This is a genomic window from Vibrio sp. 1CM24A (genome assembly GCF_023161725.1).
In the GTDB taxonomy this organism is placed as follows: Bacteria; Pseudomonadota; Gammaproteobacteria; order Enterobacterales; family Vibrionaceae; genus Vibrio; species Vibrio coralliirubri.
The window spans coordinates 943118-969407 of sequence record NZ_JALNTS010000001.1; the positions used below are offsets into that span (position 1 = coordinate 943118).

Below are 26290 nucleotides of genomic sequence, written 5' to 3' on the forward strand. Positions count from 1 at the left end.
AGCTAATCCAACATATCAAGGAAAGTAGTTATGATAGCTAAACTTCTTCAAGCCACTTCAGAACAGCCCGAAACTGGCAAAAAAACACGTTTTTTATCCAAGTACGCGATCTACGTCGTCTTTGTCGGCATGTGTGTTGTCATGAGTATTCTGTCTCCGGTGTTTCTCACCGTTGCCAATTTACTTAATGTAATGACTCAGATGGCCAGTATCGGCCTGCTCGCCTTAGGTGTAACAATCATCATCATCACTCGCGGTATTGACCTTTCATCCGGCTCAGTACTTGCGGTTGCAGCTGTAGTCTCAGCCAGCACAGCTCAAACCCTCGATTGGGGCATGAGAATGTACCCCAACCTGCCTGAGCTGCCTGTTATTGTCCCTATTTTGGTTGCACTAGGTGTGGGGGCTCTCTGTGGCTTGATTAACGGTGCGCTAATCGCCTATACAGGTATCCCCCCGTTCATTGCAACATTAGGCATGATGATCATAGCTCGCGGGGCTGCATTACTCTATTCAGACGGTCGCCCGATCAGTAGCTTAATCGATTCATACCAATGGATCGGACAAGGAAACATAGCGGGGATCCCCGTGCCCGTGGTGATATTCCTCGTTATGGCATTGTTCACCTATGTGCTACTCAACTACACCAGGTTTGGTAAATATGCTTATGCAATCGGAGGCAACGAAACTGCAGCTTACGTATCAGGCATCAACGTCACCAAGTACAAAATTCTTGTCTACGTCTACGCTGGTCTTCTGGCTGGTATTGCTGCGCTTATTTTGACGGCTCGAATCAATTCAGGTCAACCTGGCTTAGGTAACATGTATGAACTTGATGCTATCGCTGCTGCCACTGTTGGTGGGGTATCGCATGCCGGCGGAATAGGAACAATCCAAGGAACTATCGTAGGCACCATGATTATGGGAGTACTACAAAACGGACTCGACCTACTCAATGTATCAGCCTATTGGCAACAAGTAGTAAAAGGCTTAGTGATTGTCGTAGCCGTTATTTTTGATATGAAGCGCCAAAAGAAAAGTAAATAAATACGTAGATGAGTAGCCACTATGCATTTACGCAGGCTTTAACATCTTGATTAAGAATACTGATGTGATTCGCAAGAAGCGCTAAGCGTTTATGTTAACCATAAATAAATCGCTCATACAACAAGTTGAATGTAGGGTCCTCAAATGAGGTTTTCCATGCCACGTAAGCTCATCACTCTCGTGGCATTTTTTTGTTTAGAGCGTGATTGTTATGTCTCTTTCTTAAATATCATCTAAAGTGAAATAAATGTTTCATTTTCGCCAACTCGACTTCACATCATCTATCTACTCTGATATATAGAAAACATTCCGGTCATCTTCGCCGTTAAACTTAGGATGTTGTTATGCATGCAGCTACGAATCTCAACGAACTAGAGAACCAAATTCGTCTACAACACAGTACGTTGAGCAAACGACTACAACAAGTCGCTCATTATGTACTCGAAAATTCAAACAGCATTGCCTTTGACACGGTTGCCGTCATTGCCAAGGCGGCCGATGTTCCACCGTCGACACTAATACGCTTTGCAAATGCCTTTGGGTTTAATGGTTTTAACGAGTTGAAACAAATATTCCGTCAAAACCTTGTAGAAGAAACCGCCAGCTACACTCAACGTACGCGTTTAGTTAAGGAGCTCAATGATGGCAGCCAGCAAGAAGAGCCTGAAGATATTTTATACGAATTTGCTCAAGCCAACTCACATGCAATGATGCAACTTGCCAAGCTCACCTCTTCCGAGAAACTCAAGCAAGCAGTCGATGTTCTAGCCAATGCTGATAACATTTATCTAATTGGGCTAAGACGCTCATTTAGCGTGGCGTCATACCTCACATATGCACTACGTCATATCGAATGTAGAGCATTCCTTATCGATGGTTTAGGCGGGATGTTTGAAGAACAGGTAAGTATGGTTGGGCCTAATGATGTGGTTGTCTCAATTAGTTTTAATCCATATGCGGAAGAAACGATCAAACTGTGTGAAATAGCGTCTAAAGCGGGGGCCAAACAAATCGTGATTACCGATAATCAAGTCAGCCCACTGTCGGCATTCAGCGACGTGTGTTTTACAGTAAAAGAAGCGAGTGTCGATGCCTTTCGATCACAGTCGGCTTCGTTATGCCTTGCACAATCTTTGGCAGTATCACTCGCATTTAGAAAAGGCAGAACCCTCGATTAATTCTAAGTTCTGCCTTGCATAAGCCAGTAACACCTTACGAGTGGTTAAAGCTACAAACCTCTTGGTTAGAGTTTGACCGTTACTCCAGTGTTCATGGACTCTAAAGCAGCCTCAGCAAGCACAAGAGCAAACTCTCCATCTTTACCACTGCAAAGCGGCGCTGCTTCACCTGCTAGAATCTCAACGAAGTGATCCCATTCATTGATGTATGCTTGTTCGTAACGCTCTAAGAAAAAATGCTGCGGTTTCGCGCTAACACAACCACTTTCCCCCCAATACTGAACGAGATCCTCTTTCATATTGCCCGCTTGTAGTAAGCCTTTCTCGCCATGCAGTTCAAGGCGCTGATCATACCCATAACCAGAACGACGGCTGTTTGAAATAGTGGCCATCGCGCCCGATGGAAAATTCATAACGATAACAGCAGTATCAATATCTCCAGCTTCACCAATAGCTTTATCAACCATACAACTACCGTGTGCAGTAATTGAGATTGGATCTTCTCCAAGGATAAAGCGTGCCATATCAAGATCATGGATACTCATATCGCGAAACATACCACCAGAAGCTTTAGCGTAATGTGCCGGTGGTGGCGAAGGGTCACGAGACGTGATCAGCAACGATTCTGCCTTACCGATCACACCAGAACCTAACTGAGTTTTTAGCTTACGAAACTGAGGGTCAAAGCGGCGATTAAAACCAACCAACATTGGCACTGGATATTGTTCAATCACGCCCAAGCAATCACGAACACGGCTCAATTCTAAGTCGATAGGTTTTTCACATAAGATCGTCTTGCCATTCTTTGCCGCTAGCTCAATAAAATCAGCGTGTGTGTCGGTTGCAGAACCGATGCACACTCCATGGATATTGGGGTCAGCCATAGCCTCTTCAATTGTTTGGATTTTTGCATTGTATTGGCTTGCTAGTTGGTTAGCGCCCTCCACATATGGATCTACAATAGAATACAAGGTTGTTCTCGGGTGGTTATCAATATTAACCGCGTGAACTTTGCCAATGCGTCCCGCACCAAATAAAGCGATGTTAAACATACTTTCCCTCATGACGTAGAGTGGCTGCTTAAGTGAATAAACAACGATAGCTAAATACGGTCACATCTTAGTGACCCTCTGATTTCCAATTTATATTCCATTTTTCATTAACAGAACCCGTTACTCCGGAACAGAGAATTGACAGAAAAACCAACATAATGAAAAAATATTATCACCCAAACTACATGATAAAAGCTCACAAATCCACGCAATATCGACCAGTTAATAGCCATTTTTATTTTTACTTAATTAACATCACAGATAGAAGGGTTGATTGTGGAAAAAATTTATCACAAGGAGGATAATGGTCTTAACGCGATTAATTACGCCAACAGCACAAGCTTTTTGGCGACTGACAAAGGACTACTTTATGCGCTATGCACTACACGGGATGTGTTCACTACATAATAATATTGTTAGCGATATCCGTTTGGCAAAAGAAACAGGCTATGACGGGTTAGAAATCCATACAGAAAAGTTGTGGCGATATATCAATGCTGGTTTAACAAGCCAAGACCTCAAAACAAGGCTAAACGACGCTAATATTGCGCCTTCTGCGATTGATATTATAGGTAGTGTGGAGAGTACGACCAAAGAAGCACAAAACCAGTTATTTAGAGATACAGAACTTCTGTGTGAATTTGCCAAAGACATTGGTGCGCCAACCATTCAATTAAACGCTTTCGAGGCGCTGACAGGCCTATCGGTTGAAGATAACATTCGTATTACTGCACAAAACATCCGCAATATAACCGATATCGGAAGAGAGCATGGTATCCGCTTCCAATACGAAGGTGCAGCATGGACCCCCATTGCTACGTTAGAGCAATATTATCAATTACATGATGCAGTCAACCGAGATAACTTTGGCTTTGTGCTCGACACTTGGCACTTCTGGGCATGCCGCGGGGCAACACCAGAAGACATGGCAAAGATCGATAAATCGCTCATTTACAATGTTCATCTTTCCGATGGACACCGCCCTGAAGTTGGTGCGCCTTGGGTCGATGAGAAAGAACTTAGAAATTGCTTGCTAGGCCAAGGAGAAATTCCACTACAAGAATGGACGTCAGCCATTCAAAGTACAGGATATGACGGGTTCTATTCTGGTGAGTTTCTCAATGATCAACTTTGGGAAGGCGATCATTACGAGACAGCCACTAGCATGCTTTCAGGCATGAAGCGTTTGTTCTCATAACCAGAACACTCCAACCATCCTGAGCTAAAAAAGCTGCCAATACGGTAGCTTTTTCTATGCTCGGCAGTCACTTTATTTAGGTTTTTCGCAAACATTAAAAAAGCCGATAATTATCGGCTTTTTAGTGTTATCTAGAACATTCTGAGGTAAACGCTATTTAATCTCACGACACATCAAACTAACAGCTAATGTTTGAGCTAGGTACATCGAAGAACTCAGCGATCGAAAGCCCATCACCTCCCCTTCTTCCACTTCAAAACACACGTCCATCTTACTGCCATGCGCCATCATCTGGTTATCTGCGATCGCGATGATAGGGACACCTCGGTCATGAGCACACTCTATGACATTGCTGGTTTCCATTGCATAAGGGGCAAAAGTCACAGTAAGCAATACGTCTTTATCGTTCATATTACGGATCATAGGGGTCAGCATCCCTCCATGGTCATCAAGCAAGACAACATTGTTATCTGATTTCATAAGAGCATACCAAAGGTAAAAAGCAACCGGATAAGCTCGGCGCATCCCTTGTATATATATCGTTTCGGCTTGATCCATCAGGCTCACGGCTCTTTCAAGCTTCTGTGGTGAAACTGATACTTGTAATTTTTCTATCGCTTCAACGTTAGCGACACCGTAATCGTTAAAAATAGCGGTTGGCGATTCTGGTTGATATGTTTCTTGGTCTCTTGCTTTGCGCACTCGGTCTTTATAATCCCGAGGTCTATTTAGATATTGGTCTCTAAACAGAGCCTGCATTTGGCTAAACCCACTAAAGCCCATCGCATTTGAAAATCGACTTAAGGTCGACAATGGGACATTGGCTTGTTCCGCAATGGTCGCCATAGTCTCAACGGCAACTAGCATAGGCTGGGCTAACACATAGTCCGCGACTTGCTGTAAGCGTTGACTCAAATTGTCATAGCGTTTGACGATTAACTCTTTCAGAGAGTCTAAATCACTAGGCACATGTACAATCTCGTTAGTTTCAACTTCCATACCTAACTTCTTTCCCGTTAAATATTGGTTTATAAATCAATAATACCCCAAGCTTTAACACTTGGGGTATTAATTCTAAGATAAAAGTTCGAAGTTTCGAATAGCTTCATCTTTTACGTACGGCATTGCTTTTTGCATAAAGTAAATTCTATCAAACTTCTCTGGTTCATCGTTCATATAGCCGCGTAGATTGTTACCCAAGGCTTGACGTAAGCAGGTGCCGATATTGAACTTAGAGACACGACTTTGCTTAAGTCTCGCCATATCTTCGTCTCGAATCCCACTAGCCCCATGTATCACCAATGGTATCGTCACTTCGGCTGAAATACGGTCAAGTAAGCCAAAATCAATAGTGCATGTTGGTTCGGTTAGACGGTGGACATTACCGACAGAAATCGCCACGCAATCAGCACCACTTTCGCGAGCAAACCTAGCTGCATCAGCAGGGCTAGTATCTATTGTTTTGATATGGTCACGACCTTCATCGTATGGAACAGAACCTATTTCACCCTCTACCGAAGCGCCTAATGCATGGGCGACATCCGCGACTTTGCGAGTTCGAGCGATGTTCTCTTCTAGGCTCAACTGTGAGCCATCGAACATCACCGAGCTAAAGCCGGCCTTTAATGCTCGATATACAATGTCTTCTTCATAGGTATGATCGAGGTGCAGACAAACTGGCACTGTACTTTTAGTCGCTAGACCTAAAAACATCGCCGCTGCCGTTTCTACCCCATAAAAATCAACGACATCTTTGTTACACGCTAAGATAACCGGTTTGTTCACTTCTTCCGCAGCCTCTACGACTGCGCGAGCATCTTCAAAGCCAAAGACATTAAAACAGGGAACTGAATAATTTGATGCAGCCGCATCAGGTAATAAATCGTTTAAATTAACCAACATAACGTATCCCTCTACTTAAACTTGGCGATCATATCCTTGATGCCTGGAATGGTTTCAACTTGATATTCATGGTGAGGGTCAAAGTGCTGAATCAAAGACTTAGACGTTTTCCCTACGATGATGGTGAAGTAATACATTTCATAGCCCGGCGCAGCTACACTCGGGTGGTATCCCTTATCAATAGCGATTACTGAACCTGTGCGAACGTGATAAACAGGACCAAAATCGTCTTCATGTTCGTATAAAAACTGTGCGCCGAAACCAAAATCAGGATTGAAACGGAATTGATACACCTCTTCGTATAATGTCTCTTTGCTGCCATCTTCTTTGACGCGGTCTTCATCATGTTTATGTGGAGGAAAACCAGACCAACCACCAGCGCCAACCGTAAATAGCTCACTGACAAGTAAACGGCCACGTTTGTCAGCATTACTTTGCCCAAGCACATGTTTGATCTTACGGTGTGTTTTCGTATCATCTGAGCCGTATTGAACCATTTCAACTTCATCAGCTCGAACGCAGAACGGTTCTAATGAGGCATCAAATTTACCACCTGCAATCATCACATCTGCGCTTTCACTTACACAATCAATGGTCGCTGTATAACCAAGCGGTACATAAACAGATTCAGGCTCACCGTCCCATACCGTGCGACGCTTACCTATATTATCAAAGACTTGAGGCTCATCGACACCGTTACTCACTGTGATACAACACGTACCACCAGCAAGTACAACTACCGACTCATACCCTTCAACAGTGTGAGTGTGTTGCTCACTCTGGCTTAAGTGAACCTGGTTGAAATAACAAAGTGGTGTAACCTCATCGTTAACATCAACGATTGGCTGGTTTTGATTATTAAATGGGGGTATATGCTTACCCATAATCCTTTCTCCTCATTCATCGAGTCGTCGTTGCAACTCAACATAGTTCTTATTATTTAATTCAAAACGAATAAAAATGTCGGACCGAGATGGTTCGTAATCCAAAGCGTATTAATAACTGAACGTATTAATGGCTGAGAAAATTACCGATCCGACTGACTCATTCCTTGATCTGTAAAGAAGGTTCAAGTCAAAATCGTTACGCTCGGCTCTCAATAAAATCGAGCAGTTCTTCCTTGGTTGGCATTGCCTCAGTACAGCTTTCGCCACTCACATTAATTGCCGCAGCAGCCGAACCATGACGAACACCATCCTCAAGTTCACCGTCATTGATAAGCGTCCAAATAAGACCACCAGCAAACGAATCCCCAGAACCAAATGGTTTATTCACCTTGACTCGGAAGATGCCTTGTTCAAACTTATAGCCATCTTTGCAATACACTTTAGAACCAAGCTCTCCAGCCTTGATCACAACCACTTGAGTGTTTTCACGTAAAAATCGTTCTGCCGTTTGGTCATCATCTTGATTACCGGGTGCCAAGACCGTTTCCATCATGTCGAACTCTTCACGATTGCCGATGACAATGTCAGATAAACCCGCAGCAATACCGTAATAAATGGATGCATCGACATCTGTGCGCCAAGAGTATGGACGGTAATCAACATCAAGGATCACCACCGTGCCGGCTCGACGAGCATGCTCCATAGCAATGAGCGTAGCTTCACGGCTTGGGCTCTCTGAAAGTGCGGTACCAGTTACAACCAGAGTTTTAGAACTCGCGATATACTCTGCGCTCACCTGTTCTGGTTTTATGGTTAGGTCTGATGCGTTGTTTCTATAAATCAGCACTGTACAGTCGCTTGGCTTCATCTCAGTAAATGCAACAGAAGTTCGAGAGCCCGTGTCATCAGTCATCATTCCGTCAAGGTTGATACCTTGATCCTGCATATAACCTTTTACGTAGTCACCAAACGCGTCATTTGCCACGCAACCAATAAAGCCTGTTCTACCACCCAAACGACTAACTGCTACTGCGATGTTTGCTGCAGAGCCGCCAACGAATTTGTTAAAGCCTGATATATCAGCCATGTCGGTATTGAATTCGCGAGCGTAGAGATCAACGCCAGCTCGGCCTAATACGATGGCATCCAGCTTGCGATCTTTTGGAAGTGCAATCTTTGTCATAGTCAGTTCCTATCTGCTGTATTCAACCCAAGCAGCGTTTTGGTCCGCAGACTCAACGCACTTCTCACATAAACGTACACCTTCGATGCCCGCATCAATACCAGGGAACCAAATATCAGACAGCGCTTGCTGGTCGTCACGCTCTGCCGCGTCAAACGCAAGTGCAAAACGGTGGTACAGGTTCGCCCAAGATTCGAAGTAACCTTCAGCATGACCACCGCCCACTCGGTTTACAGCGACGCCAGGCGCATCTTGGTGCAAGTAGCCCATACCACGTTCAAGAATACGCGATGGTTCACCTTGCACTTCTAAGCGCAGTTGGTTTGGTTGCTCATCCCACCACTCAATCGATGCTTTAGAGCCTACAATTCTGATTTTTTGTTGGTGCATAGAGCCAGCATTTACCGCAGAAGCCCAAAGTGTGCCTACTGCGCCACCTTTGAATTCCATCATTACGTGTGCGTTATCTTCTAACGGTGTACGTGACTTAATAAAGCTCTGACGCATACAAGCTAAGCGGTCTACTTCAAGGCCAGTCATCACTTCGCACAAGTAAAATGCGTGCGTACCGATATCACCCAGCACATACGTTGGACCTGATACTTCTGGGCTTACACGCCATTTCAAGCCAGGGTCGTTAAGTTCGTACTCTTCGTTGTGGAAACCATGAGCAAACTGCATATTGATAACGCGGATGTCACCTAAGTCGCCACGCTGTACCATTTCACGAGCTTGCTGCACCATAGGGAAGCCGCTGTAGCCATACATCACGCCAATCACTCGATTGTTTTGCTCGGCGATAACTTTTAGTTCTTCCGCCTCTTCAGATGTAAATGTGATAGGTTTTTCACAAACAACATGAAGGTTTGCTTCGAGTGCTACCTTACAAATCTCGTAGTGCGTAGAGTTTGGCGTGGCAATAGATACAGCCTGAATCCCGTCTTCACGTTGTGCTTCTGCTGCGAACATCTCTTTGTAATTCGCATAACAACGCTCAGGGTCTAATCCTAAGTTGGTTCCAAAGTCTCTGCAGCGCCCTGCATCTAAATCAAAAGCGCCAGCAACAAGCTTAAACAGTCCATCTCGTTGTGCAGCATTTCGGTGTGAATAACCAATCTGACTGCCACGTCCACCACCGATCATTGCCCAGCGTAGAGGTTGTTCAAAACGACGTTCTTCATTAAACATAATCTTGCTCCGTTATCTGATACATCGACTGATTGAGTGATGTATCAGTGGTTAAAGTTATTGTGATTTTAATTTTGGATATTCTTGATTAAACACCGCGACGCTGAGCCGCACGGCCCTCTTCCCAATCAGCGACTTTCTTTGCGGTCTCTTCGTTACGCGTAACCTCAGGAAGCCCCACTTCCCACCAGCAATCACATTTCGACCATGCCGCAGGAGATACTGGGTCAATGTCCACAACGATAACGTAGGTACGGTCAGCTTCTTTCGCTCTTGCAAATGCTGCATCAAAGTCGATAATAGAGGTCAATTTTTCGCTGATGGCACCTTGTGCTTCTGCATGCTTAGCAAAGTCAACACGAGCTAACTCTCCGTCTGGGCGGCGACAATCTTCCAGCAGGTTATTGAATGATTCATTACCCGTATTATTTTGAAGCTTGTTGATAACAGCGAAGCCGCCATTGTCACAAACGACGACGATCATTTTATGGCCAGTAAGAACCGACGAGTAAATATCTGAATTTTGAATAAGGTACGAACCATCACCGACAAGAACCACAACATCATTATCTGGGTTGGCGATTTTCGCCCCCCAACCACCCGCGATCTCATATCCCATACATGAGTACCCAAAGTCGATATCAAATTTACCGATTTGGTAATTCTGCCAGTTCATGGACAGTTCAGCAGGCAAACCGCCAGCGGCAGTTAATACTGTATCGCCCTCTTCCATACTGCGGTTTAGCTTGCCAATCACTTCAGCATAAGAAGAGGTGCCTTCAAGTAATTCACCGGCTTGTGGGTGAGTACGACGTTGAACTAACGCTTTCCACTCATCGGCTTCTACTTTCGCTTTTGAAGACCACTCATCACCTGATCGCCAGTCAGCCAAAAGACCAGACAATTTCGTCATACTGGTTTTCGCATCACCAATAACGGGATGAGAGCGATGCTTAATCGCATCAAATTTGGCCACGTTAATACTAACTAGCTGCATTTCTGGATTTTTAAATACGCTCCAAGATCCCGTAGTGAAATCTTGTAAACGTGTACCAATCGCAAGTACGACATCAGCTTCGTTAGCCATATGGTTAGCAGAGTTAGAGCCAGTAACGCCGATAGGCCCAGCATTAAGTGGATTGTCTTGCAGCATGGTGGCACGGCCTGCAATAGTTTCGACAACAGGGATGTTATGCTTAGCTGCGAACGCGGCTAGTTCATCGGTTGCAAGTGAGTAGTGCACGCCGCCACCTGAAATAATCAAAGGCTTCTTAGCTTTAATTAAGATCTCTTTCGCTTCTTCTAGTACGACCATTTCCGGCTCAGGGCGACGGATACGATGACATTTCTCTTCGAAAAATATCTCTGGGAAATCGTAAGCAATACCTTGAACATCTTGCGGCAATCCAAGGAAAACAGGTCCACAAGTCGCAGGGTCAAGCATAGTATCTAGTGCTTGTGGAAGCGTATGCATCAATTGGGCAGGCGACAACACGCGATCCCAGTAACGAGTCAATGGTTTGAATGCGTCGTTAGAGGTCACCGATGGATCTTCAAAGTTTTCCGGCTGTTGCAAGACAGGATCTGGAAGACGGCTTACATAAGCATCACCAGAGATAAGTAATAATGGCAGGCGGTTTGTATGGGCAATACCCGCTGCAGTAACCATATTAGTGGCACCAGGGCCAATTGAGCTGGTCGCAATACCTATACGTTGACGCTTATTCGCTTTTGCATAAGCGATGGCAGCCGTAGCCATTGATTGCTCATTTTGACCACGCCAGGTTGGGATTTTTTCTTCGATGTTTTTTAGCTGTTGACCAAAACATGTCACATTACCGTGACCAAAAATGGCGAAAGCAGCACCAAATAATTGCTCTTCTTTTCCATCGACTACAATTTTCTGCGCTGCAAGATATTTAGCTAAGGCTTCAGCAACGGTTAGGCGTACAGTTTTCATCTTCTTCCTCGATCTTTCTGATACGTAATTGCCGCGTTACCTTGCCAATTACGTATTGTCCATGTGTCGACTCTGGCTTATTGGGGAGATAGCCCCTCAATAAGCCATTTGTTATTACAAGCCGTATTTATTTGCGTAACCCGTGATGTTCTCGTAAGCCGTTTTAGCAAACGTAAGCGGGTGTGCTTTAGCAGGATCTTGCTCCGCTTCTACCAGTAGCCAGCCTTCATAATTACGCGCTTTTAGTGCAGCAAACACGTCGTCGTAATTCACATCACCAGTACCAGGAACAGTGAATACCCCATCAAGCACTGCGTTTAAAAATGATTTATCAGCATCACGAGCTGCGTTCATAACTTCAATACGAAGGTCTTTAAAATGCATATGACCGATACGATGACCCCAACGCTCAATAACATTGACAGGGTTGCCACCACCATAAGTAATGTGGCCTGTATCAAGTGTCAGATAAACAGAATCACCTGTAGCTTCCATCAAACGATTGATATCTTCTTCTGTCTCAACAATCGTTCCTACGTGATGGTGGAAAGAAAGCTTGATGTCATGTTTATTCAACAGATAATCAGCAACAGTAGTTAATTTTTCAGCGTAAGTTTTCCACTCTTCCTCAGTCAAAATCACGCGAGATGATAACGGCTTGCTGATGTCGCCATGCACTGTATTACTCACTTCGCCGTAAACCATCGCTTTGCAACCAGCAGCTTTAAGCAGCAAGATATGACCTTGCATTTCTGCAATTTCTTCTTCTGCACTTGATGTCATCAAATTTCCGCTGAACCAACCAGATGCCAATACTAGGTTGTGATTTTTCAACAAAGGAATAAGAGTTTCCGGATCTCTCGGGTATTTAGTGCCTAGCTCGGTACCAGTAAAGCCAGACTCAGACATTTCACTCAAACATGTCTCCAACGGGATCTCACCACCCAGTTCTGGCATGTCATCGTTTGTCCAAGTTAAAGGGCTAATTCCGTATTGAACTTTGCTCATGGTCGTACTCCAAAATTTTTATATTTAATTTTACTTAGGCCAGTAAAATTTCAATTAGATAGGTTCATTGCATCTGATCGATATTTTGGCCAAACAGGTTTGCTTCACTGAGATTCAATATAATCCAAACCGAACCTAATGAAAAATATTTTTCATTTTGATAAATTTGTTTTTAATTTTTAAAATTATATGGAAAAAGCGAGTGTTTACGGGGGTTTCGAGAAAAGAATGGCACAGATCACAATTAATTTAATACAATTAAAAACAATAACTTAGTAAAATTAATGCATTTGAAAAATATTTTCCACACCTTGATCAGGTTAACATTATTGACCAAAGAGACATTAATTTAATAGCCGTAGTCATTCTGAGCTATTATGATTCTCAACATCGCTAAAATGAAAAATATTTATCAAATCTATTTATTATTATTACTAAATTCATTGGCGAGTTATTAATTCGATACTCTAACCCTACATTCACCGAGTATCGAATAATCGCCCAGCACTAACTTATTTGATGGTTAAGAGAGTGTATGGACAATACAAAGGAGTATGTAATGTCACCTAATAATGGGACACAGTCTCACAAACATAATATCGCTTACATAGTTAGAATTTGTTGTATCGCCGCACTAGGGGGGATCCTACTCGGCTACGATACTGCCGTAATATCTGGAGCAATCGGGCCAATCAGAGATCACTTTGGTTTAACACCCGCTCAAACGGGTTGGGCAGTATCTAGCGTAGTTTTAGGAAGTATTATCGGAGCTGTATCCGCAGGAACCGTTGCCCTCAAATACGGTCGTCGAAGTGCACTCTTTTTGTCTGCTGTATTGTTTATCATCTCCGCCATCGGTTCCGCTATCGCACCTACATTTACCATCTATGTGTTACTCAGAATCATCGGCGGTGTGGCAGTTGGTATCGCTTGTGTGGTGTCCCCAATGTACATGTCTGAGGTTGCACCAAAAGATTTTCGCGGTCGAGCAGTCAGTATGTTTCAACAATCAGCGGTTATAGGCCAAACTGGTGTGTTCTACGTTAACTACCTAATTGCGAAAGGGATGTCTGAAGCCTGGTTGGTTGATGTTGGATGGCGTTGGATGCTCGCTTCTGAAGTATTGCCAGCGACACTGTTCGGCTGTCTATTAATCATGATTCCAGAATCCCCGCGCTGGCTAGTACTCAAGGGACAAATTGGTAAGGCAAAAGAAACACTCTCTCGAATTTCCAACCCAGAACATGCAGACAGAGTTATCCTCGAGATCCAAAAATCTTTACTCCCTGCAAATGCATCAAAAAACAGTAAAATAAGCTTACGCTCTCCCCTTCTTTTTTCCATTCTTGTCATCGGTACATTTGTTGCGGCAGCTCAGCAACTTACTGGTATCAACGTCATTATGTATTACACACCAGAAATTCTAAAACCTATTGCGGGTGGTACCGAGAACGCGTTGTTCCAAACAACATTTGTAGGTGTGGTGTTCATTCTTGGTAACGGATTAGGTATGTACTTAATCGACAAAGTTGGTCGCCTACCGCTCATGAAATACGGAACTTTGGGCTGTGCACTCGGCATGACAATCGTCGGATATGTGCTCTATACCGGAACGGAAGGTTACGCAGCACTGTTTGCACTGTGTTTGTATGTAGTCGCTTATGCCACATCCTGGGGCTGTGCATGTTGGACGATGATCTCAGAAATCTTCCCAAACAGTATTCGTTCAAGAGCAATGGCTATCGCCGTGGGTGCACAATGGTTTACAGGATTTATTGTGACTCAAAGCTTCCCAATGCTTAACGAAAACCCATATCTGAAAGAAAACTTTAACGGCGCTTTCGCCTTTTGGGTATTCGCAGCGTTGTCCCTGATTTGTATGGTAGTCGTTGTTAAGTACGTTCCAGAGACGAAAGGAGTTGCCCTTGAAGACATGGAAAAAGTAATGGCTAAAAAATTAGGTAAAAAAGTTCCAAGTAAAACAGCAGAAGCAACGGTGTAAATAGTATTAAAGGCAGGCATTTTAAACATTGCCTGCCTTTTCGTTTACTCGATCTAGGAGATTTTGATGTTAGATAAAATGGCATTTTTTATTTACGTTGTACGCACAGGGTCAATTTCAGCCGCAGCTCGCAAGCTCAACATATCAGTATCAGCAGGTAGCCGCTGGCTTCAGGAACTTGAGCAAAAATTTGGAATGCCACTGTATCGACGTAACAACCGCTTGTTAAAACCCACCCCTGCGGGTCAAACTTTATTTGATGAGTTTTCAGTGCTCGTTGACCAATCTGAAACCATCATGCGTACCATGCAAGACTATCAAAAACACGATAAAGGTCATATTGATGTAATTTGCACCCCAGTTTACGCCAATCATTTTTTAATGAATCACATCAGCGAATATCTCAGCACTAACCCCGAGGTCACTTTTAATCTCAACATTTCACCATGGGCACTTGATCATGCCGCCGACAGTGATATTACGATCAGTGCGAACGCATCCTATCAAGGCTATCGAGAAAAAGACTTACACCTAGTTCGTCGTGAAATAATGCAGAGCCCCTTTGTCGTCGTCGCTTCTCCAGAATATCTTGCTAGAAACAATATCCCACAAAGCCCTTCTGAATTAAAAACTCATTTATGCCTCTTTGCAACGACGCTCACCGGAAGTAATGACTGGGTATTCACTAAGGACAATGAGTGCCAGATAATTAAAATCCCTAAGTCGTTGGAAGTTAATGATAGTGACCTACTGCTTCAAGCTGCGCTGAACGGAACTGGTATCGCTTATCTGCCGCAATTTTTGGTAGAAAATCACATCAATGACAAAACACTAGTGCCTATTTTTGAATGCTATGACACCAGTATTTGGAGCCTAAATATGTACTACCAACCAGCCATAACCGCATCCGCCGTTGCTATTCATTTTAAAGATTTCTTATTGGCGAAACATTGAGCATCAAAGAACTGATTACTTGAATCAATCAAAATTTTTACTTTCCATCGTAAACAAAAAGCAGCCACTTAGGCTGCTTTTTCGTTTTAAGATTTAAAGGATATCGAGTTTAAACTTGCTCAAAGTGACTCAAAAATTCGCCGCAGTCTTTTTGGAAAAGTGGCAAAGCCTCAGCGAGCTTTTCATCATTCCAATGCCACCATTCAAGGCTTTCTAGCCGCTCGGCATAGCTAGGGTCGTCAAACCGAGGGCGCAGCACTTTGGCAGGGTTACCTACCACAATCGAGTATGGCGGTACGTCTTTGGTCACCACACTACCCGCGCCGATAATCGAGCCATTGCCAATCGTAATACCCGGAAGAACAATCACGCCGTGACCAATCCACACATCGTGTCCAACCTGTACTTTGTCTTCCTCACGCCACGAGAACACCTCATCGTCCAATGAAGTAGGGTCTTCGCCTAGTTGATACTTGCCCGGGCGATAAGTGAAATGATGCAACGTTGGACGCCACCATGGATGATTGCTCGGGTTCAGGCGAACCGCCGCCGCGATAGATGTGAATTTACCAATCTCGGTAAACATCAGGTTACAGTCGTTTTGGATGTAGCTGTAATCTCCAACTTGCACGTTATTTAGCACGCAACGGTCAGCGATTTCTGTCCAACGTCCTAGCTCAACATTGTGTAGTTTACTGCTATCCGAAACGCTAGGTTCGCAGTTTAAGGTAGGGGAAAGTGGTTGGCTCATAGGGTTATCTCCTCGCCATCGTTGAGAATGCGCAGTCGCTCTGAAAAGGCTTGTGGATGTTGCTCAGCCCAGCCAAGCATGTGGTGACTCACATGAATCAAGCCCAGATTTGTGGGGCGACAGGTTTCATTGATGTCTAAAATATGGTGGAAGTCGTTGTGGTTTAGGCTAGCTCGAGCCTGAGGGTCTTCAATTGGCGAGTAATTACAATCGGTAATTAACCAATCAACGGGAAACTCTTTCAACCAACGCTCGGTTTGTTTTGGCAGCCCTACCGTGTCGGTTAAATAAGCCAAGCGCTTGCCATCGAATTCGAAGCAATAACCAAGACAAAGTTTAGAGTGATTGAGTGGCACAGGCGTGATGGTGATTCCCTGCCAATCAAACGATTTGAATGCTTGTGCTCGCAAGGAAAAGTCCAAGATACCTGGGTGTTTATATAGATCGTCGCAGCCAAGCGGGTCATCCGGTGAAATCACCGAGATCTTATCGCCAGCGCCCCAGCGAAGATCAAACAAACTATGGACATGATCCATGTGGTAATGAGTCAATAAGATCTTGTCTATCGAGCCCGCTGGGAAACGACGCATCAGGTCAGGTGCATTAGCATCCAACAGCAGAAACTTGCCATTATGTTCAAGGAACGCTGATGACTTTTCTCGTCTTAAACTTGGTTCTTCAAGGGCAGAAACACACACCGAACAATCACACCCGTAAACTGGTACCATCGCACTGTTGGCTGTGCCTAACATGGTTAGCTTCATGCGACACCACCTATGGGTTCTGCGAGCTTTTCAGCTTGTTCTTTTAAACGGGAAAACTGCGCAATGCTCTGCTCAAGCGTGCCGCTATTATCAATACACAGCGTATTATTGAGAGCCGATGAGCCTGATGCTGAATCGATACAATAGTCTGCCGCACGTTGTAAGCGAAGGGCTATCTGCGCTTCACTCTCTCGTCCGCGAGCTCGCAAGCGTGCTTCTAACACCTCGGGGTTAACGCTCACCACAACAGGGACTAATCGTTCGCCAAACAACTCTCTTGCCGCATCCAAATACGCACGTGAGCCATTAACCACGACACTCAAACCGGCATCCATCCATTGATACACTTCTTGGCCAATGCCGTAACTCATGCCGTGCGCTTGCCAACTCATCGCGAACATATTGCGTGAATAACGAATGAAGAATTCATCATCACTGAGCTCTACGTGGTTTTCGCCACCAGCATCGGCCGCCCGTGTGATGTAGCGATGAGCGACCACCAAGTCTTCAACAAACTGCTCTCGTAGCGCTGAGATAATTGAATCTTTACCAGCTCCAGAAGGACCAATTACGTAATAAAGCTGACCTGGTTTGTCAGCTTTAGGGGCAGCGTTCACCACCCCATTCACATCAAATGAGTAACCTTTAGACATGGATTAGAATACCTTCTTGCCTTCACGCCACACACGAGATACTAATTGGTGATCCTCCAAACGATGCGCTAGCACCAAGTCAGCACGCTTACCTTCCGCGATGACACCACGGTCAGTTAAGCCAAGAGCTTGTGCTGGGTTCAATGTCGCCAATTGTACCGCTTGTGCTACATCGAGGTTATTGCGCTCATCATTCACTAGCGTAAATACCGCGTCTAACAAGCTCACTGGGTAATAATCGGAAGACAAAATATCCAACACGCCCAAAGACGCCAGTTCATGCGCTGCGACGTTACCCGAATGCGAACCACCACGAATCACGTTTGGCGCACCCATCATTACCTTCAAGCCCAATTCGTGAGAACGCTTTGCCGCTTCAACTGTGGTTGGAAACTCTGCGATAACCATGCCCAACTCTTTAGATTCCGTGACATGCGCGCTGGTTGCATCATCATGGCTTGCGGTTGGAATGTTCAAATCACGACACTGACGGGTGATCTCATCACGGTTCTGTTTCGACCAACGCTGTGACTGAGCAACCTGGTCTTTTTCGTAGGCCGCCATTTCAGCATCCGTCATGTTGTACTTGCCCTGATAGTAAGTACGGTACTTATCAATGTTCACAAATTGACGCTGACCCGGCGCGTGATCCATCAAAGACACCAACTGTACTTCTGGCATATTCACGTAACGCTCAAACAAGCCAACGGTGGTCGAGTGCGGCACTTCACAACGCAAGTGAATACGGTGCTCGGCACGGGTTAAACCACGTTTCTGGCTTTCTGCTACGGTATTAATAAACTGGTCGAGATTCTCTTGGCGATTGCCATCTCGGTAGTCTCCCAAAGCAACTGCATCAAGCACAGTAGTGATGCCCGACCCAATCAGCTGAGTATCATGCGCGCTCATTGCCGAAAGCGGTGGCCAGTTTACCTTTGGTCTTGGCGTGAAGTACTTCTCTAGATTGTCGGTATGCAACTCAATTAAACCCGGCATCAAGAAGCCATTCTCACCATCAAAGGCACCCGGAAGTTGGCTTGTCGAGTCAGACATGTTGGCGATCACGCCGTCTCGCAGCTCAACCGAGCCACGCACAACTTCATTTTCAAGCACCAGATTTACGTTGGTAATAATCATTTGCGTCAGCTCCCTTTACGCACACGCTGTGGTGAGTTGTTTTGGTGAAATGTCTTTTTGTAGCTTCACGTCATACAGGCGGTCAGCGACCAAATCTCGCGTTGCTTCATCATGGAAGATACCGATGATTGCAGCGCCGCCCGCTTTGGCTTCTTCAATCAAACTCACGACCACCGCACTGTTGGTTGCATCAAGCGAAGCCGTTGGCTCATCAAGCAGGAGGATTGGGTAATCAACAATAAAACCACGTGCGATGTTTACACGCTGCTGTTCACCGCCTGAAAAGGTTGCAGGCGCTAAGTGCCACAAATGCTCAGGTACGTTTAAGCGAGTCAGCAGTAACTTAGCTCTCTCTTGTGCTTCTTGCGCGCAGCCACCCATTTCCAACATAGGTTGCATCACTACTTCCAGTGCACTGATACGTGGAATCACACGTAAGAACTGGCTCACCCAACCTATGGTGTGTTGACGTACGTTGATGATTTCTCTTGGGGTTGCCTTCGCAAGATCGAGCGTACTGCCTTGGTGTACAACGTTAATTGAGCCAGAGTCCACTAGGTAGTTGGCATATAGCGCGCGCAATAGCGTTGATTTACCAGAACCTGAATGACCGTGCAGAACCACACATTCACCACTGTCTACTGAGAAGTTAGCGCCTGTTAATACTGGTAGTTCAACACCATTTTGATTGTGCAGCACAAAGGTTTTGCTGACGTTGTTTACGGTTAATTTGGTATTCATGTCATCGTCCTTAATTCTGCAATACAGAAGAAACTAGCAGTTGTGTGTATGGATGTTGAGGATCATCAAGCACTTGATCAGTAAGGCCGCTTTCTACTACTTCACTGCGGCGCATCACCATGAGTCGATGGGCAAGCAAACGAGCCACAGCAAGATCGTGGGTTACGATCACCACGGCCAATTCAAGCTCTGTCACCAAACGGCGAAGAAGATCGAGCAACTTGGCTTGTACCGACACATCCAAGCCACCTGTCGGCTCATCCATAAAGATCAACTTAGGGTGAGTCACAAGGTTGCGTGCGATCTGTAATCTCTGCTGCATACCGCCAGAGAAAGTCGTCGGCATGTCATCCATTCGATCCGTTGGGATCTCAACATCACCTAGCCATTTCGCGGATTTCTCACGAATTTCGCCATAGTTACGTTCGCCTACGGCCATTAGGCGTTCACCAATGTTGCCGCCCGCCGACACTCGGCCGCGTAAGCCATCCATTGGGTGTTGGTGCACCACGCCCCACTCGGTACGCAGCAAGTGACGACGCTGGCTTTCCGCCATTTGGTATAAATCTTCCAGTTGTGAGATTTGCTTATCCGCGTCACCACGCAAGTAAATCACTTCACCGCTGTCTGGTGTTTGACGGCCAGAAAGCGACTTCAATAAGGTACTTTTACCCGAGCCCGATTCACCCACAATGCCTAACACTTCTCCAGGGAAAAGGTCAAAAGATACGTTCTGAAAGCCCTTACCCGGCGCATAAAGCTTGGTGAGATTAGAGACAGACAACAGAGGCTGCTCTGACTGGTTCCATTCGTGTTTCATATTCGTCACAGCGTTCATGCGTTGTTCTCCTGTTGTTCGCGACAGTAATCCGTGTCTGAACACACGAACATATGTGAGCCTTGGTCATCCATAACGACTTCATCAAGGAAAGTATCCGTCGAACCACAAATCGCACATGGCTCGTCCCATTGTTGAATCTCAAATGGGTGATCTTCAAAATCTAGACTTTGAACCTTGGTGTAAGGAGGAACGGCGTAAATACGCTTTTCACGACCGGCGCCAAACAGTTGTAGTGCTGCCATGTTGTCCATTTTTGGATTATCGAATTTAGGAATTGGCGATGGATCCATGATGTAGCGATTGTTTACTCGCACTGGGTAAGCGTAAGCCGTAGAGATGTGGCCAAAACGAGCGATGTCTTCATACAGTTTGACGTGCATGATTCCGTACTCTTGCAGCGCATGCATTTTACGAGTCTCAGTTTCACGTGGCTCAATAAAGCGCAGCGGCTCTGGGATCGGCACCTGATACACCAAGATCTGATCTTCTTGAAGATCAACTTCAGGGATACGGTGACGAGTCTGAATAATGCTCGCTTCCGTCGTTTTTTCAGTCGTGTTTGCACTGGCGATGGACTTGAAGAACTCACGAATCGACACGGCGTTTGTTGTGTCATCTGCACCTTGGTCAATCACTTTTAGCGTGTCTGGCTGGCCAATTATTGCAGCGGTGATCTGAACACCACCCGTTCCCCAACCATAAGGCATTGGCATTTCGCGCCCACCAAATGGCACTTGATAACCCGGAATAGAAACCGCTTTAAGCAAAGCACGACGAATCATGCGCTTGGTTTGCTCATCAAGGTAACCGTAGTTATAACCCGTCGCACCTACTGGGCTCTGAGATGCTGTTTCTTCAGTATTGAATGGCGCTAAATCGTTACCTATCGGTGCATTAAGCGTTGCTGTGTTCATGACTGACCTCCTTGTACATCATTACCTTGTTCGTCATTACCTGGCTGAGCCATCAATTCATCGTGCTCTTTGTGCATTTTTCTCAGCAGTTCCAGTTCTGCTTGAAAATCGACGTAGTGAGGAAGTTTAAGGTGAGAGACAAAGCCTGCGGCTTCTACGTTGTCTGAGTGAGAAAGCACGAACTCTTCATCTTGAGCTGGGCCATCGACAGGCTCGTCGTATTCTGCGGCTTGCAAAGAACGGTCAACCAATGCCATCGACATTGCTTTACGTTCAGTCGCACCAAATGTTAAGCCGTAGCCGCGAGTCAACTTAGCTTTGTTCTGTTTATTACCAACAAAGCCATTGATCATCTGACACTCTGTCAGTTCAATTTCGCCAATATCGATACTGAAACCAAGCTCTTCAGGCTCAATCGATAGCGTTGAAAAGCCCGTACGAATCTCGCCCGCGAATGGGTGATTACGACCATAGCCACGTTGGGTTGAGTAACTCAGCGCCAATAAGAAACCTTCATCGCCGCGCACCAAGTTTTGTAGGCGTGCGCTGCGGTTACATGGGTAGTTCACCGGATTCATGGTGATGTCTTCTGGTACTTGTTGGTCATCTTCTTCGGTCAACATCATGTCGAGGTTTTCAAGAATGCCCAGCACCTGAGGGCAAGGTTCAGAGTCAGTCACATTTTGCGTAGGGATCTGCGGTGTTTCACCTTCGGCAAGTAGGCTGAAATCCAATAAGCGGTGCGTGTAATCGTAGGTTGGACCTAAGATCTGACCGCCCGGTAAATCTTTATAGGTTGCTGAAATACGACGTTCAATTCGCATTGTATTGGTATCAACGGGTTGCGCAGTGATCAGGCGAGGTAACGTGGTGCGATAAGCACGCAACAAGAAGATAGCTTCAACCAAATCGCCCGCGGCTTGTTTGATGGCTAATGCCGCAAGTTGTTTGTCATAAATTCCGCCTTCCGTCATCACTCGGTCTACCGAACCTGACAGCTGTTCTTGAATCTGTTCAACGCTTAACTCTGGTAATTCAGGATTGCCGCGACGCTTCTTCGCTTGCAGTTGGTGCGCCAAACTAATGGCCTTTTCACCACCTTTTACAGCAACGTACATGTTGTCGCCTCCACTTTAGTTGTACGAGGCAAACACAGCGCTTGCTGGTTCGCCACAAAGATAAAGTCAACACCTAATGGGAACTTCACCAATGATTGGCGTTCTTTAAGGTGAGCAATAAAGCCCGCCGGTAATCCGCTAAAAAACGCAGCTTGTTCACTTTGAATACCCGGGCCACTCAGAGACAGCTCAGCTCCAGACGTTAAGCTTTCAACCTCTATCACAACTGTTGTTGAGGTATCTGGGTACTCTTCGTTGCCGAGATTGAATGTCAGTACTGACCAATCAACATCCTGTAGATCTTGTGCTGAAATCGCAGCAAAGCTCGCTTGTTGAGTCTGCTCTACAATCGGTGCGCCAATGTGAAACTTGATGTTTTCAGTCACCGCGTGATCAGCTTTTAATGTCGAAGATAGCCAGATCGGCGTTGCATTGTCGGCCATGGAAAGTAGCGTTTGAGCGGCTGCACTCATCATTGAACCAAAGCCTTCGCAACGATTTAGTGTTACGACGGTACCGGGTTCAGACATCGCCTTGAGCAGCAATCGAAAGCACTGCTGACTGTCATGAACTGCATCTTGAAATGCAGGAGAAATCATACTCATTGAATTCGTTCTAACCTGTTTAATTCGTTAATCTTATTCTTGAATGACATGGGTTCTTAGGCTTGCTTGCGAAGCTTTTTCTTAACTAAGCCAGTTTTCGCCGTAGACCTAGTCTTCTTCGCGAAGCTCGTCTTCTCCGCGGACCTAGTCTTCACCACGAACCATAGTAAAAAAGTCCACTTTGCTTGAAGCCACTTCTTGGCGACGTTGACTGTCTCTTTCATGTTTCATCGCTGCCAAAGGCTCTATCAGTTGCGTGTTGATCACTTCGGCTTGCTGTCCGTTTTGCATCAGGGCATCGACGACCGCTGCTAGCTCTGCATGAGGCTTGCTTCGCCCTTGTAGGTAGCTGAAACCAAGCTCTCCACTCGTTAGCTTGATAACGGCGCGAGTAATCGTGACATCCCCCATGTTGAACTGGCGGCCTGTTGAGCCCATACGTGCACGCACTTGTGCTAAACCAATCTCTGGTTGGCGAACCATTGCGTATTCTGCGTCTAGCCCTAATTCTTCCCAGCGCGTTTTCAATTCTGAGAACTGGCTCTGCGCGAGTACTGACATCCACTTTTGTCGCTCTTTCAAAGCTGTCATTTAGTGCTCCATTACAATTTCGGTTGCATCGGCACGGGTGTTCGAACTTGAAAATTCCGCTATCACTTGCGTGCCTTTGATTACGTTGGTGGTTTTAATTTTGAGTAGCGGTGTACTGGTGCTGATTTGCAACAAACGACACTCTTCATTGGTTGGGGTTTTCGCGCCCACTCGAGTCTCTTTTCGCTCTAAATCAGTATCCAAGCCACGCTGAATAAATTGGTGCAAAGAACCGTTAGTGAAGTTCTTGAGAATCGGCCACCACTCCACATTGGGTAGGTAGTGGTCGATGATGGTTCTCGGTGTATCTCCGGTTTTTCGCAGGGTACGGATGTGAATAACCTTGCTCCCCTCTTCAATCTTCAAATAGCCCGCAATCTTGGGAGAAACATTGATAAGGCGAGACTGAAGCACCTCACATCTTGGCATCGCACCTTGCTCAATCAGGTTCTTGGTGAAATGTGCTCCCGAGTGAAGTCGATATTCACTTGGCTGACGAATCACCATGTTGCCTTTGCCTTGGTGGCGTTGAATCAAGCCCGTTGACACGAGTTCATCGACTGCGCGGCGAAGCGTGTGACGGTTTACTGCAAAGCGCTCAGCCAATTTGGATTCAGGTGGTAAGTAGTCACCTGGCACAAAGTGGTCTTTCACTTCCTTTTCAAGCTCTGAGGCAATATCTAAGTAAACGGGCATAAGGGTTTCCTTTCCTAAAATTCAATCACTTATCTAGACAAGTTTGGTTAAATAGGCATCTGAGATGCCTAGATAAACTTCTTACGAATGATTTGAGAAACGAAGTCGATAATGCTTACCGTCACAATAACAATCGCCATGATTGCGGCGGTTTGTTGCAGCTGGAAACCTGAAATAGATTGCCAAAGCAGCACACCGATGCCCCCTGCGCCAACCATGCCGACAACCGTTGCCGAGCGAATGTTCGACTCCAAGCGATACAGTGAGTACGAAATCCAAAGTGGCAACACCTGTGGAATCACGCCGTAAAGAATCACTTCGATAGGATTCGCTCCTGTCGCTTTCACACCTTCCATCGGTCCGGGTTCAATCGCTTCAATCGCTTCAGCAAAGAGCTTGGCAAGCACGCCCGTTGTGTGAATGAACAGCGCCATCACGCCTGCAAATGGCCCTAATCCGACAACCACGACAAACAGCATTGCAAACACCATTTCATTGATAGCGCGTAAACAGTCCATCAATCGACGAATTGGAAATGTCACCCAGCTCGGCATCAGGTTTTCAGCACTCAGAATGCCGAATGGAATCGCTAACAGAATCGATAACACGGTTCCCCAAATGCCCACTTGAATCGTCACTAGCATTTCGGTTAAGTACACATTGCTTTCACTAAAGTCAGCAGGGAAAAAGTCTTTACCTAGCTGAACCATGTTCTCTGGGTGCTCGAAGAACATCATTGGTGCCATTTCTGCGCCTTGCCACGCCCAGCTAAGGACCAGTAGTGCTATCACAGCAATCACGCCGTTTTTAATCGACAGCTTTGATGAAGGCTCGTAACGTTGAGTCATTGCAGTCATTGTTCTCATACTCTTTTATAGCGCCGCCACAGCGGCGCAGGGGAATTGGATTAACCTTTCAGCGCATCAATTTCTGTTTGCAGCTGGTCGATTTCGGCTTGGTATTGCGTCATACGATCGGCTTTCACTTTCTCGCTAAGGTTGCTGTTGTTTTCCGCTTCAACCAGCTTTTTAAACGCTTCCATTTGACGAATAGGCAGTAGTTGGTTGTTATCGGTAGCAGCAAAGCCAGACCAAGCCAGTTGATTTAGGTTTTTAAGCTGCTCAGGCTGTTCGCCGTAGCTCACGAAGAAATCACGCGCCTTTTGTTTCAAGCCTTCATCTAAGTCTTTACGGTAGGTAATCACATCTGATGGAATAAGCTCTGACTGCCAAACCACCTTGAGCTTGCTAAACAGCTCAGGGTTCTGATCTTCAATGCGAATAAGGCTCATGGTGTGATTAGTTGCGACATCGACTTGGTTATTCGCTACGGCCATCACGTTAGCGCCATGGCTTGCGGTCACATTGCGGTGAAAGTCATTCGCGGAGATGCCATTGTTGGCAAATGCTTCGAAGTTCGGAACGAGGAATCCCGAAGTAGAATTAGGATCGCCATTACCAAGCTTGAGTGTTTTGTGTTGCTCTAGAACATCTTCAAGCGTGTTGATGTTGTCGTTTTCAGCGTTAACAATCAGTAAGCTGTAATAACCCTGTAAGCCATCTTCATCGATGTAACGAACGAAGGCTTCAGCGTTTGCACGGTCAACAGCTTCCATTGCCGCCTTGTTTCCGTAGTAAGCAAAATCCACTTTGCCAAAACGTTGTGCCTGAATGATGCCTGCGTAATCGGGGGCGAAATAGGCGTTCACTGGCATGCCTAACGCTTTACCTAGATCATCCAAAAGAGGCTCCCAGCGGCTACGCAAGTTTTGTTGTGCATCGGTAGCGATGATGCCAAAGTTAATCGAATCTTTAGCAAAAGCGTGGCCAGCAGTGAGTGTCGTCATCAACACGGTTGCTAGTGTCACTGCCTTCTTAATTCCTGATTTCATTGAATGAAACATCTTAAATTCCCTGATAC

General features: G+C 45.6%; 26 protein-coding genes. 5 read left to right on the forward strand and 21 right to left on the reverse strand.

What is annotated here, in order from left to right:
- Positions 1–30: 30 nt before the first annotated feature.
- Both MSG38_RS03955 and MSG38_RS03960 read left to right on the forward strand, forming a co-directional pair.
- Positions 31–1047, forward strand: coding sequence for an ABC transporter permease (locus MSG38_RS03955; protein WP_048612824.1), 1017 nt, complete (start codon positions 31–33; stop codon positions 1045–1047).
- Positions 1048–1391: 344 nt separating this feature from the next.
- A complete protein-coding gene (locus MSG38_RS03960) occupies positions 1392–2225 on the forward strand; it encodes a MurR/RpiR family transcriptional regulator (RefSeq protein WP_248401045.1) in 834 nt (277 codons plus the stop codon).
- 65 nt (positions 2226–2290) lie between these two features.
- Here the strand turns inward: MSG38_RS03960 and iolG are convergent, their stop codons facing one another.
- Complete coding sequence (iolG, locus tag MSG38_RS03965) at positions 2291–3277, reverse strand: inositol 2-dehydrogenase (RefSeq protein WP_048612822.1); 987 nt, start codon at positions 3275–3277, stop codon at positions 2291–2293.
- Between the two features lie 370 nt (positions 3278–3647).
- Between iolG and MSG38_RS03970 the strand changes: the two genes are divergently transcribed.
- Positions 3648–4475: a sugar phosphate isomerase/epimerase family protein gene (locus MSG38_RS03970; protein ID WP_248401088.1), complete on the forward strand. Its 828-nt coding sequence runs from the start codon at positions 3648–3650 to the stop codon at positions 4473–4475.
- A gap of 153 nt (positions 4476–4628) precedes the next feature.
- Here MSG38_RS03970 and MSG38_RS03975 read toward each other — a convergent pair whose 3' ends face one another.
- From MSG38_RS03975 to iolE, 7 genes are all read right to left on the reverse strand, one after another.
- Positions 4629–5474 carry a MurR/RpiR family transcriptional regulator gene (locus MSG38_RS03975; RefSeq protein WP_017111576.1) on the reverse strand — a complete coding sequence of 282 codons (846 nt, stop codon included), beginning with the start codon at positions 5472–5474 and terminating at the stop codon, positions 4629–4631.
- Positions 5475–5549: 75 nt separating this feature from the next.
- Positions 5550–6377, reverse strand: a complete 828-nt coding sequence (locus tag MSG38_RS03980; protein WP_048612821.1) for a class II fructose-bisphosphate aldolase — start codon at positions 6375–6377, stop codon at positions 5550–5552.
- A gap of 11 nt (positions 6378–6388) precedes the next feature.
- Positions 6389–7261 (reverse strand): 5-deoxy-glucuronate isomerase, encoded by an 873-nt coding sequence (locus MSG38_RS03985; protein ID WP_050633230.1) that lies wholly within the window; start codon positions 7259–7261, stop codon positions 6389–6391.
- Positions 7262–7460: 199 nt separating this feature from the next.
- Complete coding sequence (gene iolC / locus MSG38_RS03990; RefSeq protein ID WP_059019121.1) at positions 7461–8447, reverse strand: 5-dehydro-2-deoxygluconokinase; 987 nt, start codon at positions 8445–8447, stop codon at positions 7461–7463.
- Between the two features lie 9 nt (positions 8448–8456).
- Positions 8457–9635 carry a Gfo/Idh/MocA family oxidoreductase gene (locus MSG38_RS03995; RefSeq protein ID WP_248401046.1) on the reverse strand — a complete coding sequence of 393 codons (1179 nt, stop codon included), beginning with the start codon at positions 9633–9635 and terminating at the stop codon, positions 8457–8459.
- Positions 9636–9723: 88 nt separating this feature from the next.
- On the reverse strand, positions 9724–11595 hold the full coding sequence (iolD, locus tag MSG38_RS04000) for a 3D-(3,5/4)-trihydroxycyclohexane-1,2-dione acylhydrolase (decyclizing) (RefSeq protein WP_248401047.1): 1872 nt from the start codon (positions 11593–11595) through the stop codon (positions 9724–9726).
- Positions 11596–11709: 114 nt separating this feature from the next.
- Positions 11710–12603, reverse strand: coding sequence for a myo-inosose-2 dehydratase (gene iolE / locus MSG38_RS04005; RefSeq protein ID WP_248401048.1), 894 nt, complete (start codon positions 12601–12603; stop codon positions 11710–11712).
- A gap of 559 nt (positions 12604–13162) precedes the next feature.
- Between iolE and MSG38_RS04010 the strand changes: the two genes are divergently transcribed.
- Both MSG38_RS04010 and MSG38_RS04015 read left to right on the forward strand, forming a co-directional pair.
- Entirely contained in the window at positions 13163–14605 is a 1443-nt protein-coding gene (locus tag MSG38_RS04010) for a sugar porter family MFS transporter (protein ID WP_248401049.1), read from the forward strand.
- A gap of 66 nt (positions 14606–14671) precedes the next feature.
- On the forward strand, positions 14672–15559 hold the full coding sequence (locus tag MSG38_RS04015; RefSeq protein ID WP_248401050.1) for a LysR family transcriptional regulator: 888 nt from the start codon (positions 14672–14674) through the stop codon (positions 15557–15559).
- A 109-nt stretch (positions 15560–15668) separates the two neighbouring features.
- On the opposite strand, the gene MSG38_RS04020 is transcribed toward MSG38_RS04015, so the two are convergent.
- The 13 genes from MSG38_RS04020 to phnD all read right to left on the reverse strand — a co-directional run bounded on the left by MSG38_RS04020 (position 15669) and on the right by phnD (position 26273).
- Positions 15669–16310 (reverse strand): DapH/DapD/GlmU-related protein, encoded by a 642-nt coding sequence (locus MSG38_RS04020; protein ID WP_248401052.1) that lies wholly within the window; start codon positions 16308–16310, stop codon positions 15669–15671.
- Positions 16307–17074 (reverse strand): phosphonate metabolism protein PhnP, encoded by a 768-nt coding sequence (gene phnP, locus MSG38_RS04025; RefSeq protein WP_248401054.1) that lies wholly within the window; start codon positions 17072–17074, stop codon positions 16307–16309. The genes MSG38_RS04020 and phnP overlap by 4 nt, the downstream gene beginning before the upstream one ends.
- A complete protein-coding gene (gene phnN / locus MSG38_RS04030; protein ID WP_248401056.1) occupies positions 17071–17727 on the reverse strand; it encodes a ribose 1,5-bisphosphokinase in 657 nt (218 codons plus the stop codon). Before phnN ends, phnP begins: the two co-directional genes overlap by 4 nt.
- A 3-nt stretch (positions 17728–17730) precedes the next feature.
- Positions 17731–18864 carry an alpha-D-ribose 1-methylphosphonate 5-triphosphate diphosphatase gene (gene phnM, locus MSG38_RS04035; protein ID WP_248401060.1) on the reverse strand — a complete coding sequence of 378 codons (1134 nt, stop codon included), beginning with the start codon at positions 18862–18864 and terminating at the stop codon, positions 17731–17733.
- A gap of 15 nt (positions 18865–18879) precedes the next feature.
- Positions 18880–19605: a phosphonate C-P lyase system protein PhnL gene (phnL, locus tag MSG38_RS04040; RefSeq protein WP_248401062.1), complete on the reverse strand. Its 726-nt coding sequence runs from the start codon at positions 19603–19605 to the stop codon at positions 18880–18882.
- Between the two features lie 10 nt (positions 19606–19615).
- Complete coding sequence (phnK, locus tag MSG38_RS04045) at positions 19616–20443, reverse strand: phosphonate C-P lyase system protein PhnK (protein WP_017066704.1); 828 nt, start codon at positions 20441–20443, stop codon at positions 19616–19618.
- Entirely contained in the window at positions 20440–21360 is a 921-nt protein-coding gene (locus MSG38_RS04050) for an alpha-D-ribose 1-methylphosphonate 5-phosphate C-P-lyase PhnJ (RefSeq protein WP_282450300.1), read from the reverse strand. Before MSG38_RS04050 ends, phnK begins: the two co-directional genes overlap by 4 nt.
- Positions 21357–22478, reverse strand: a complete 1122-nt coding sequence (locus MSG38_RS04055; RefSeq protein WP_248401063.1) for a carbon-phosphorus lyase complex subunit PhnI — start codon at positions 22476–22478, stop codon at positions 21357–21359. Before MSG38_RS04055 ends, MSG38_RS04050 begins: the two co-directional genes overlap by 4 nt.
- On the reverse strand, positions 22463–23083 hold the full coding sequence (phnH, locus tag MSG38_RS04060) for a phosphonate C-P lyase system protein PhnH (protein ID WP_248401065.1): 621 nt from the start codon (positions 23081–23083) through the stop codon (positions 22463–22465). The genes MSG38_RS04055 and phnH overlap by 16 nt, the downstream gene beginning before the upstream one ends.
- A 144-nt stretch (positions 23084–23227) precedes the next feature.
- Entirely contained in the window at positions 23228–23674 is a 447-nt protein-coding gene (gene phnG, locus MSG38_RS04065; RefSeq protein ID WP_059019138.1) for a phosphonate C-P lyase system protein PhnG, read from the reverse strand.
- Complete coding sequence (phnF, locus tag MSG38_RS04070) at positions 23675–24370, reverse strand: phosphonate metabolism transcriptional regulator PhnF (protein ID WP_248401066.1); 696 nt, start codon at positions 24368–24370, stop codon at positions 23675–23677.
- 68 nt (positions 24371–24438) lie between these two features.
- Positions 24439–25218, reverse strand: coding sequence for a phosphonate ABC transporter, permease protein PhnE (gene phnE / locus MSG38_RS04075; protein WP_048612996.1), 780 nt, complete (start codon positions 25216–25218; stop codon positions 24439–24441).
- Between the two features lie 59 nt (positions 25219–25277).
- A complete protein-coding gene (gene phnD / locus MSG38_RS04080; RefSeq protein ID WP_248401067.1) occupies positions 25278–26273 on the reverse strand; it encodes a phosphonate ABC transporter substrate-binding protein in 996 nt (331 codons plus the stop codon).
- Positions 26274–26290 lie beyond the last annotated feature (17 nt).

Bases quoted from the DNA above. Each gene is read 5' to 3' on its own strand.
- MSG38_RS03955 (WP_048612824.1), top strand. From the start codon at position 31: ATGATAGCTAAACTTCTTCAAGCCACTTCAGAACAGCCCGAAACTGGC.
- MSG38_RS03960 (WP_248401045.1), top strand. From the start codon at position 1,392: ATGCATGCAGCTACGAATCTCAACGAACTAGAGAACCAAATTCGTCTA.
- iolG (WP_048612822.1), bottom strand. From the start codon at position 3,277: ATGTTTAACATCGCTTTATTTGGTGCGGGACGCATTGGCAAAGTTCAC.
- MSG38_RS03970 (WP_248401088.1), top strand. From the start codon at position 3,648: ATGCGCTATGCACTACACGGGATGTGTTCACTACATAATAATATTGTT.
- MSG38_RS03975 (WP_017111576.1), bottom strand. From the start codon at position 5,474: ATGGAAGTTGAAACTAACGAGATTGTACATGTGCCTAGTGATTTAGAC.
- MSG38_RS03980 (WP_048612821.1), bottom strand. From the start codon at position 6,377: ATGTTGGTTAATTTAAACGATTTATTACCTGATGCGGCTGCATCAAAT.
- MSG38_RS03985 (WP_050633230.1), bottom strand. From the start codon at position 7,261: ATGGGTAAGCATATACCCCCATTTAATAATCAAAACCAGCCAATCGTT.
- iolC (WP_059019121.1), bottom strand. From the start codon at position 8,447: ATGACAAAGATTGCACTTCCAAAAGATCGCAAGCTGGATGCCATCGTA.
- MSG38_RS03995 (WP_248401046.1), bottom strand. From the start codon at position 9,635: ATGTTTAATGAAGAACGTCGTTTTGAACAACCTCTACGCTGGGCAATG.
- iolD (WP_248401047.1), bottom strand. From the start codon at position 11,595: ATGAAAACTGTACGCCTAACCGTTGCTGAAGCCTTAGCTAAATATCTT.
- iolE (WP_248401048.1), bottom strand. From the start codon at position 12,603: ATGAGCAAAGTTCAATACGGAATTAGCCCTTTAACTTGGACAAACGAT.
- MSG38_RS04010 (WP_248401049.1), top strand. From the start codon at position 13,163: ATGTCACCTAATAATGGGACACAGTCTCACAAACATAATATCGCTTAC.
- MSG38_RS04015 (WP_248401050.1), top strand. From the start codon at position 14,672: ATGTTAGATAAAATGGCATTTTTTATTTACGTTGTACGCACAGGGTCA.
- MSG38_RS04020 (WP_248401052.1), bottom strand. From the start codon at position 16,310: ATGAGCCAACCACTTTCCCCTACCTTAAACTGCGAACCTAGCGTTTCG.
- phnP (WP_248401054.1), bottom strand. From the start codon at position 17,074: ATGAAGCTAACCATGTTAGGCACAGCCAACAGTGCGATGGTACCAGTT.
- phnN (WP_248401056.1), bottom strand. From the start codon at position 17,727: ATGTCTAAAGGTTACTCATTTGATGTGAATGGGGTGGTGAACGCTGCC.
- phnM (WP_248401060.1), bottom strand. From the start codon at position 18,864: ATGATTATTACCAACGTAAATCTGGTGCTTGAAAATGAAGTTGTGCGT.
- phnL (WP_248401062.1), bottom strand. From the start codon at position 19,605: ATGAATACCAAATTAACCGTAAACAACGTCAGCAAAACCTTTGTGCTG.
- phnK (WP_017066704.1), bottom strand. From the start codon at position 20,443: ATGAACGCTGTGACGAATATGAAACACGAATGGAACCAGTCAGAGCAG.
- MSG38_RS04050 (WP_282450300.1), bottom strand. From the start codon at position 21,360: ATGAACACAGCAACGCTTAATGCACCGATAGGTAACGATTTAGCGCCA.
- MSG38_RS04055 (WP_248401063.1), bottom strand. From the start codon at position 22,478: ATGTACGTTGCTGTAAAAGGTGGTGAAAAGGCCATTAGTTTGGCGCAC.
- phnH (WP_248401065.1), bottom strand. From the start codon at position 23,083: ATGAGTATGATTTCTCCTGCATTTCAAGATGCAGTTCATGACAGTCAG.
- phnG (WP_059019138.1), bottom strand. From the start codon at position 23,674: ATGACAGCTTTGAAAGAGCGACAAAAGTGGATGTCAGTACTCGCGCAG.
- phnF (WP_248401066.1), bottom strand. From the start codon at position 24,370: ATGCCCGTTTACTTAGATATTGCCTCAGAGCTTGAAAAGGAAGTGAAA.
- phnE (WP_048612996.1), bottom strand. From the start codon at position 25,218: ATGACTCAACGTTACGAGCCTTCATCAAAGCTGTCGATTAAAAACGGC.
- phnD (WP_248401067.1), bottom strand. From the start codon at position 26,273: ATGTTTCATTCAATGAAATCAGGAATTAAGAAGGCAGTGACACTAGCA.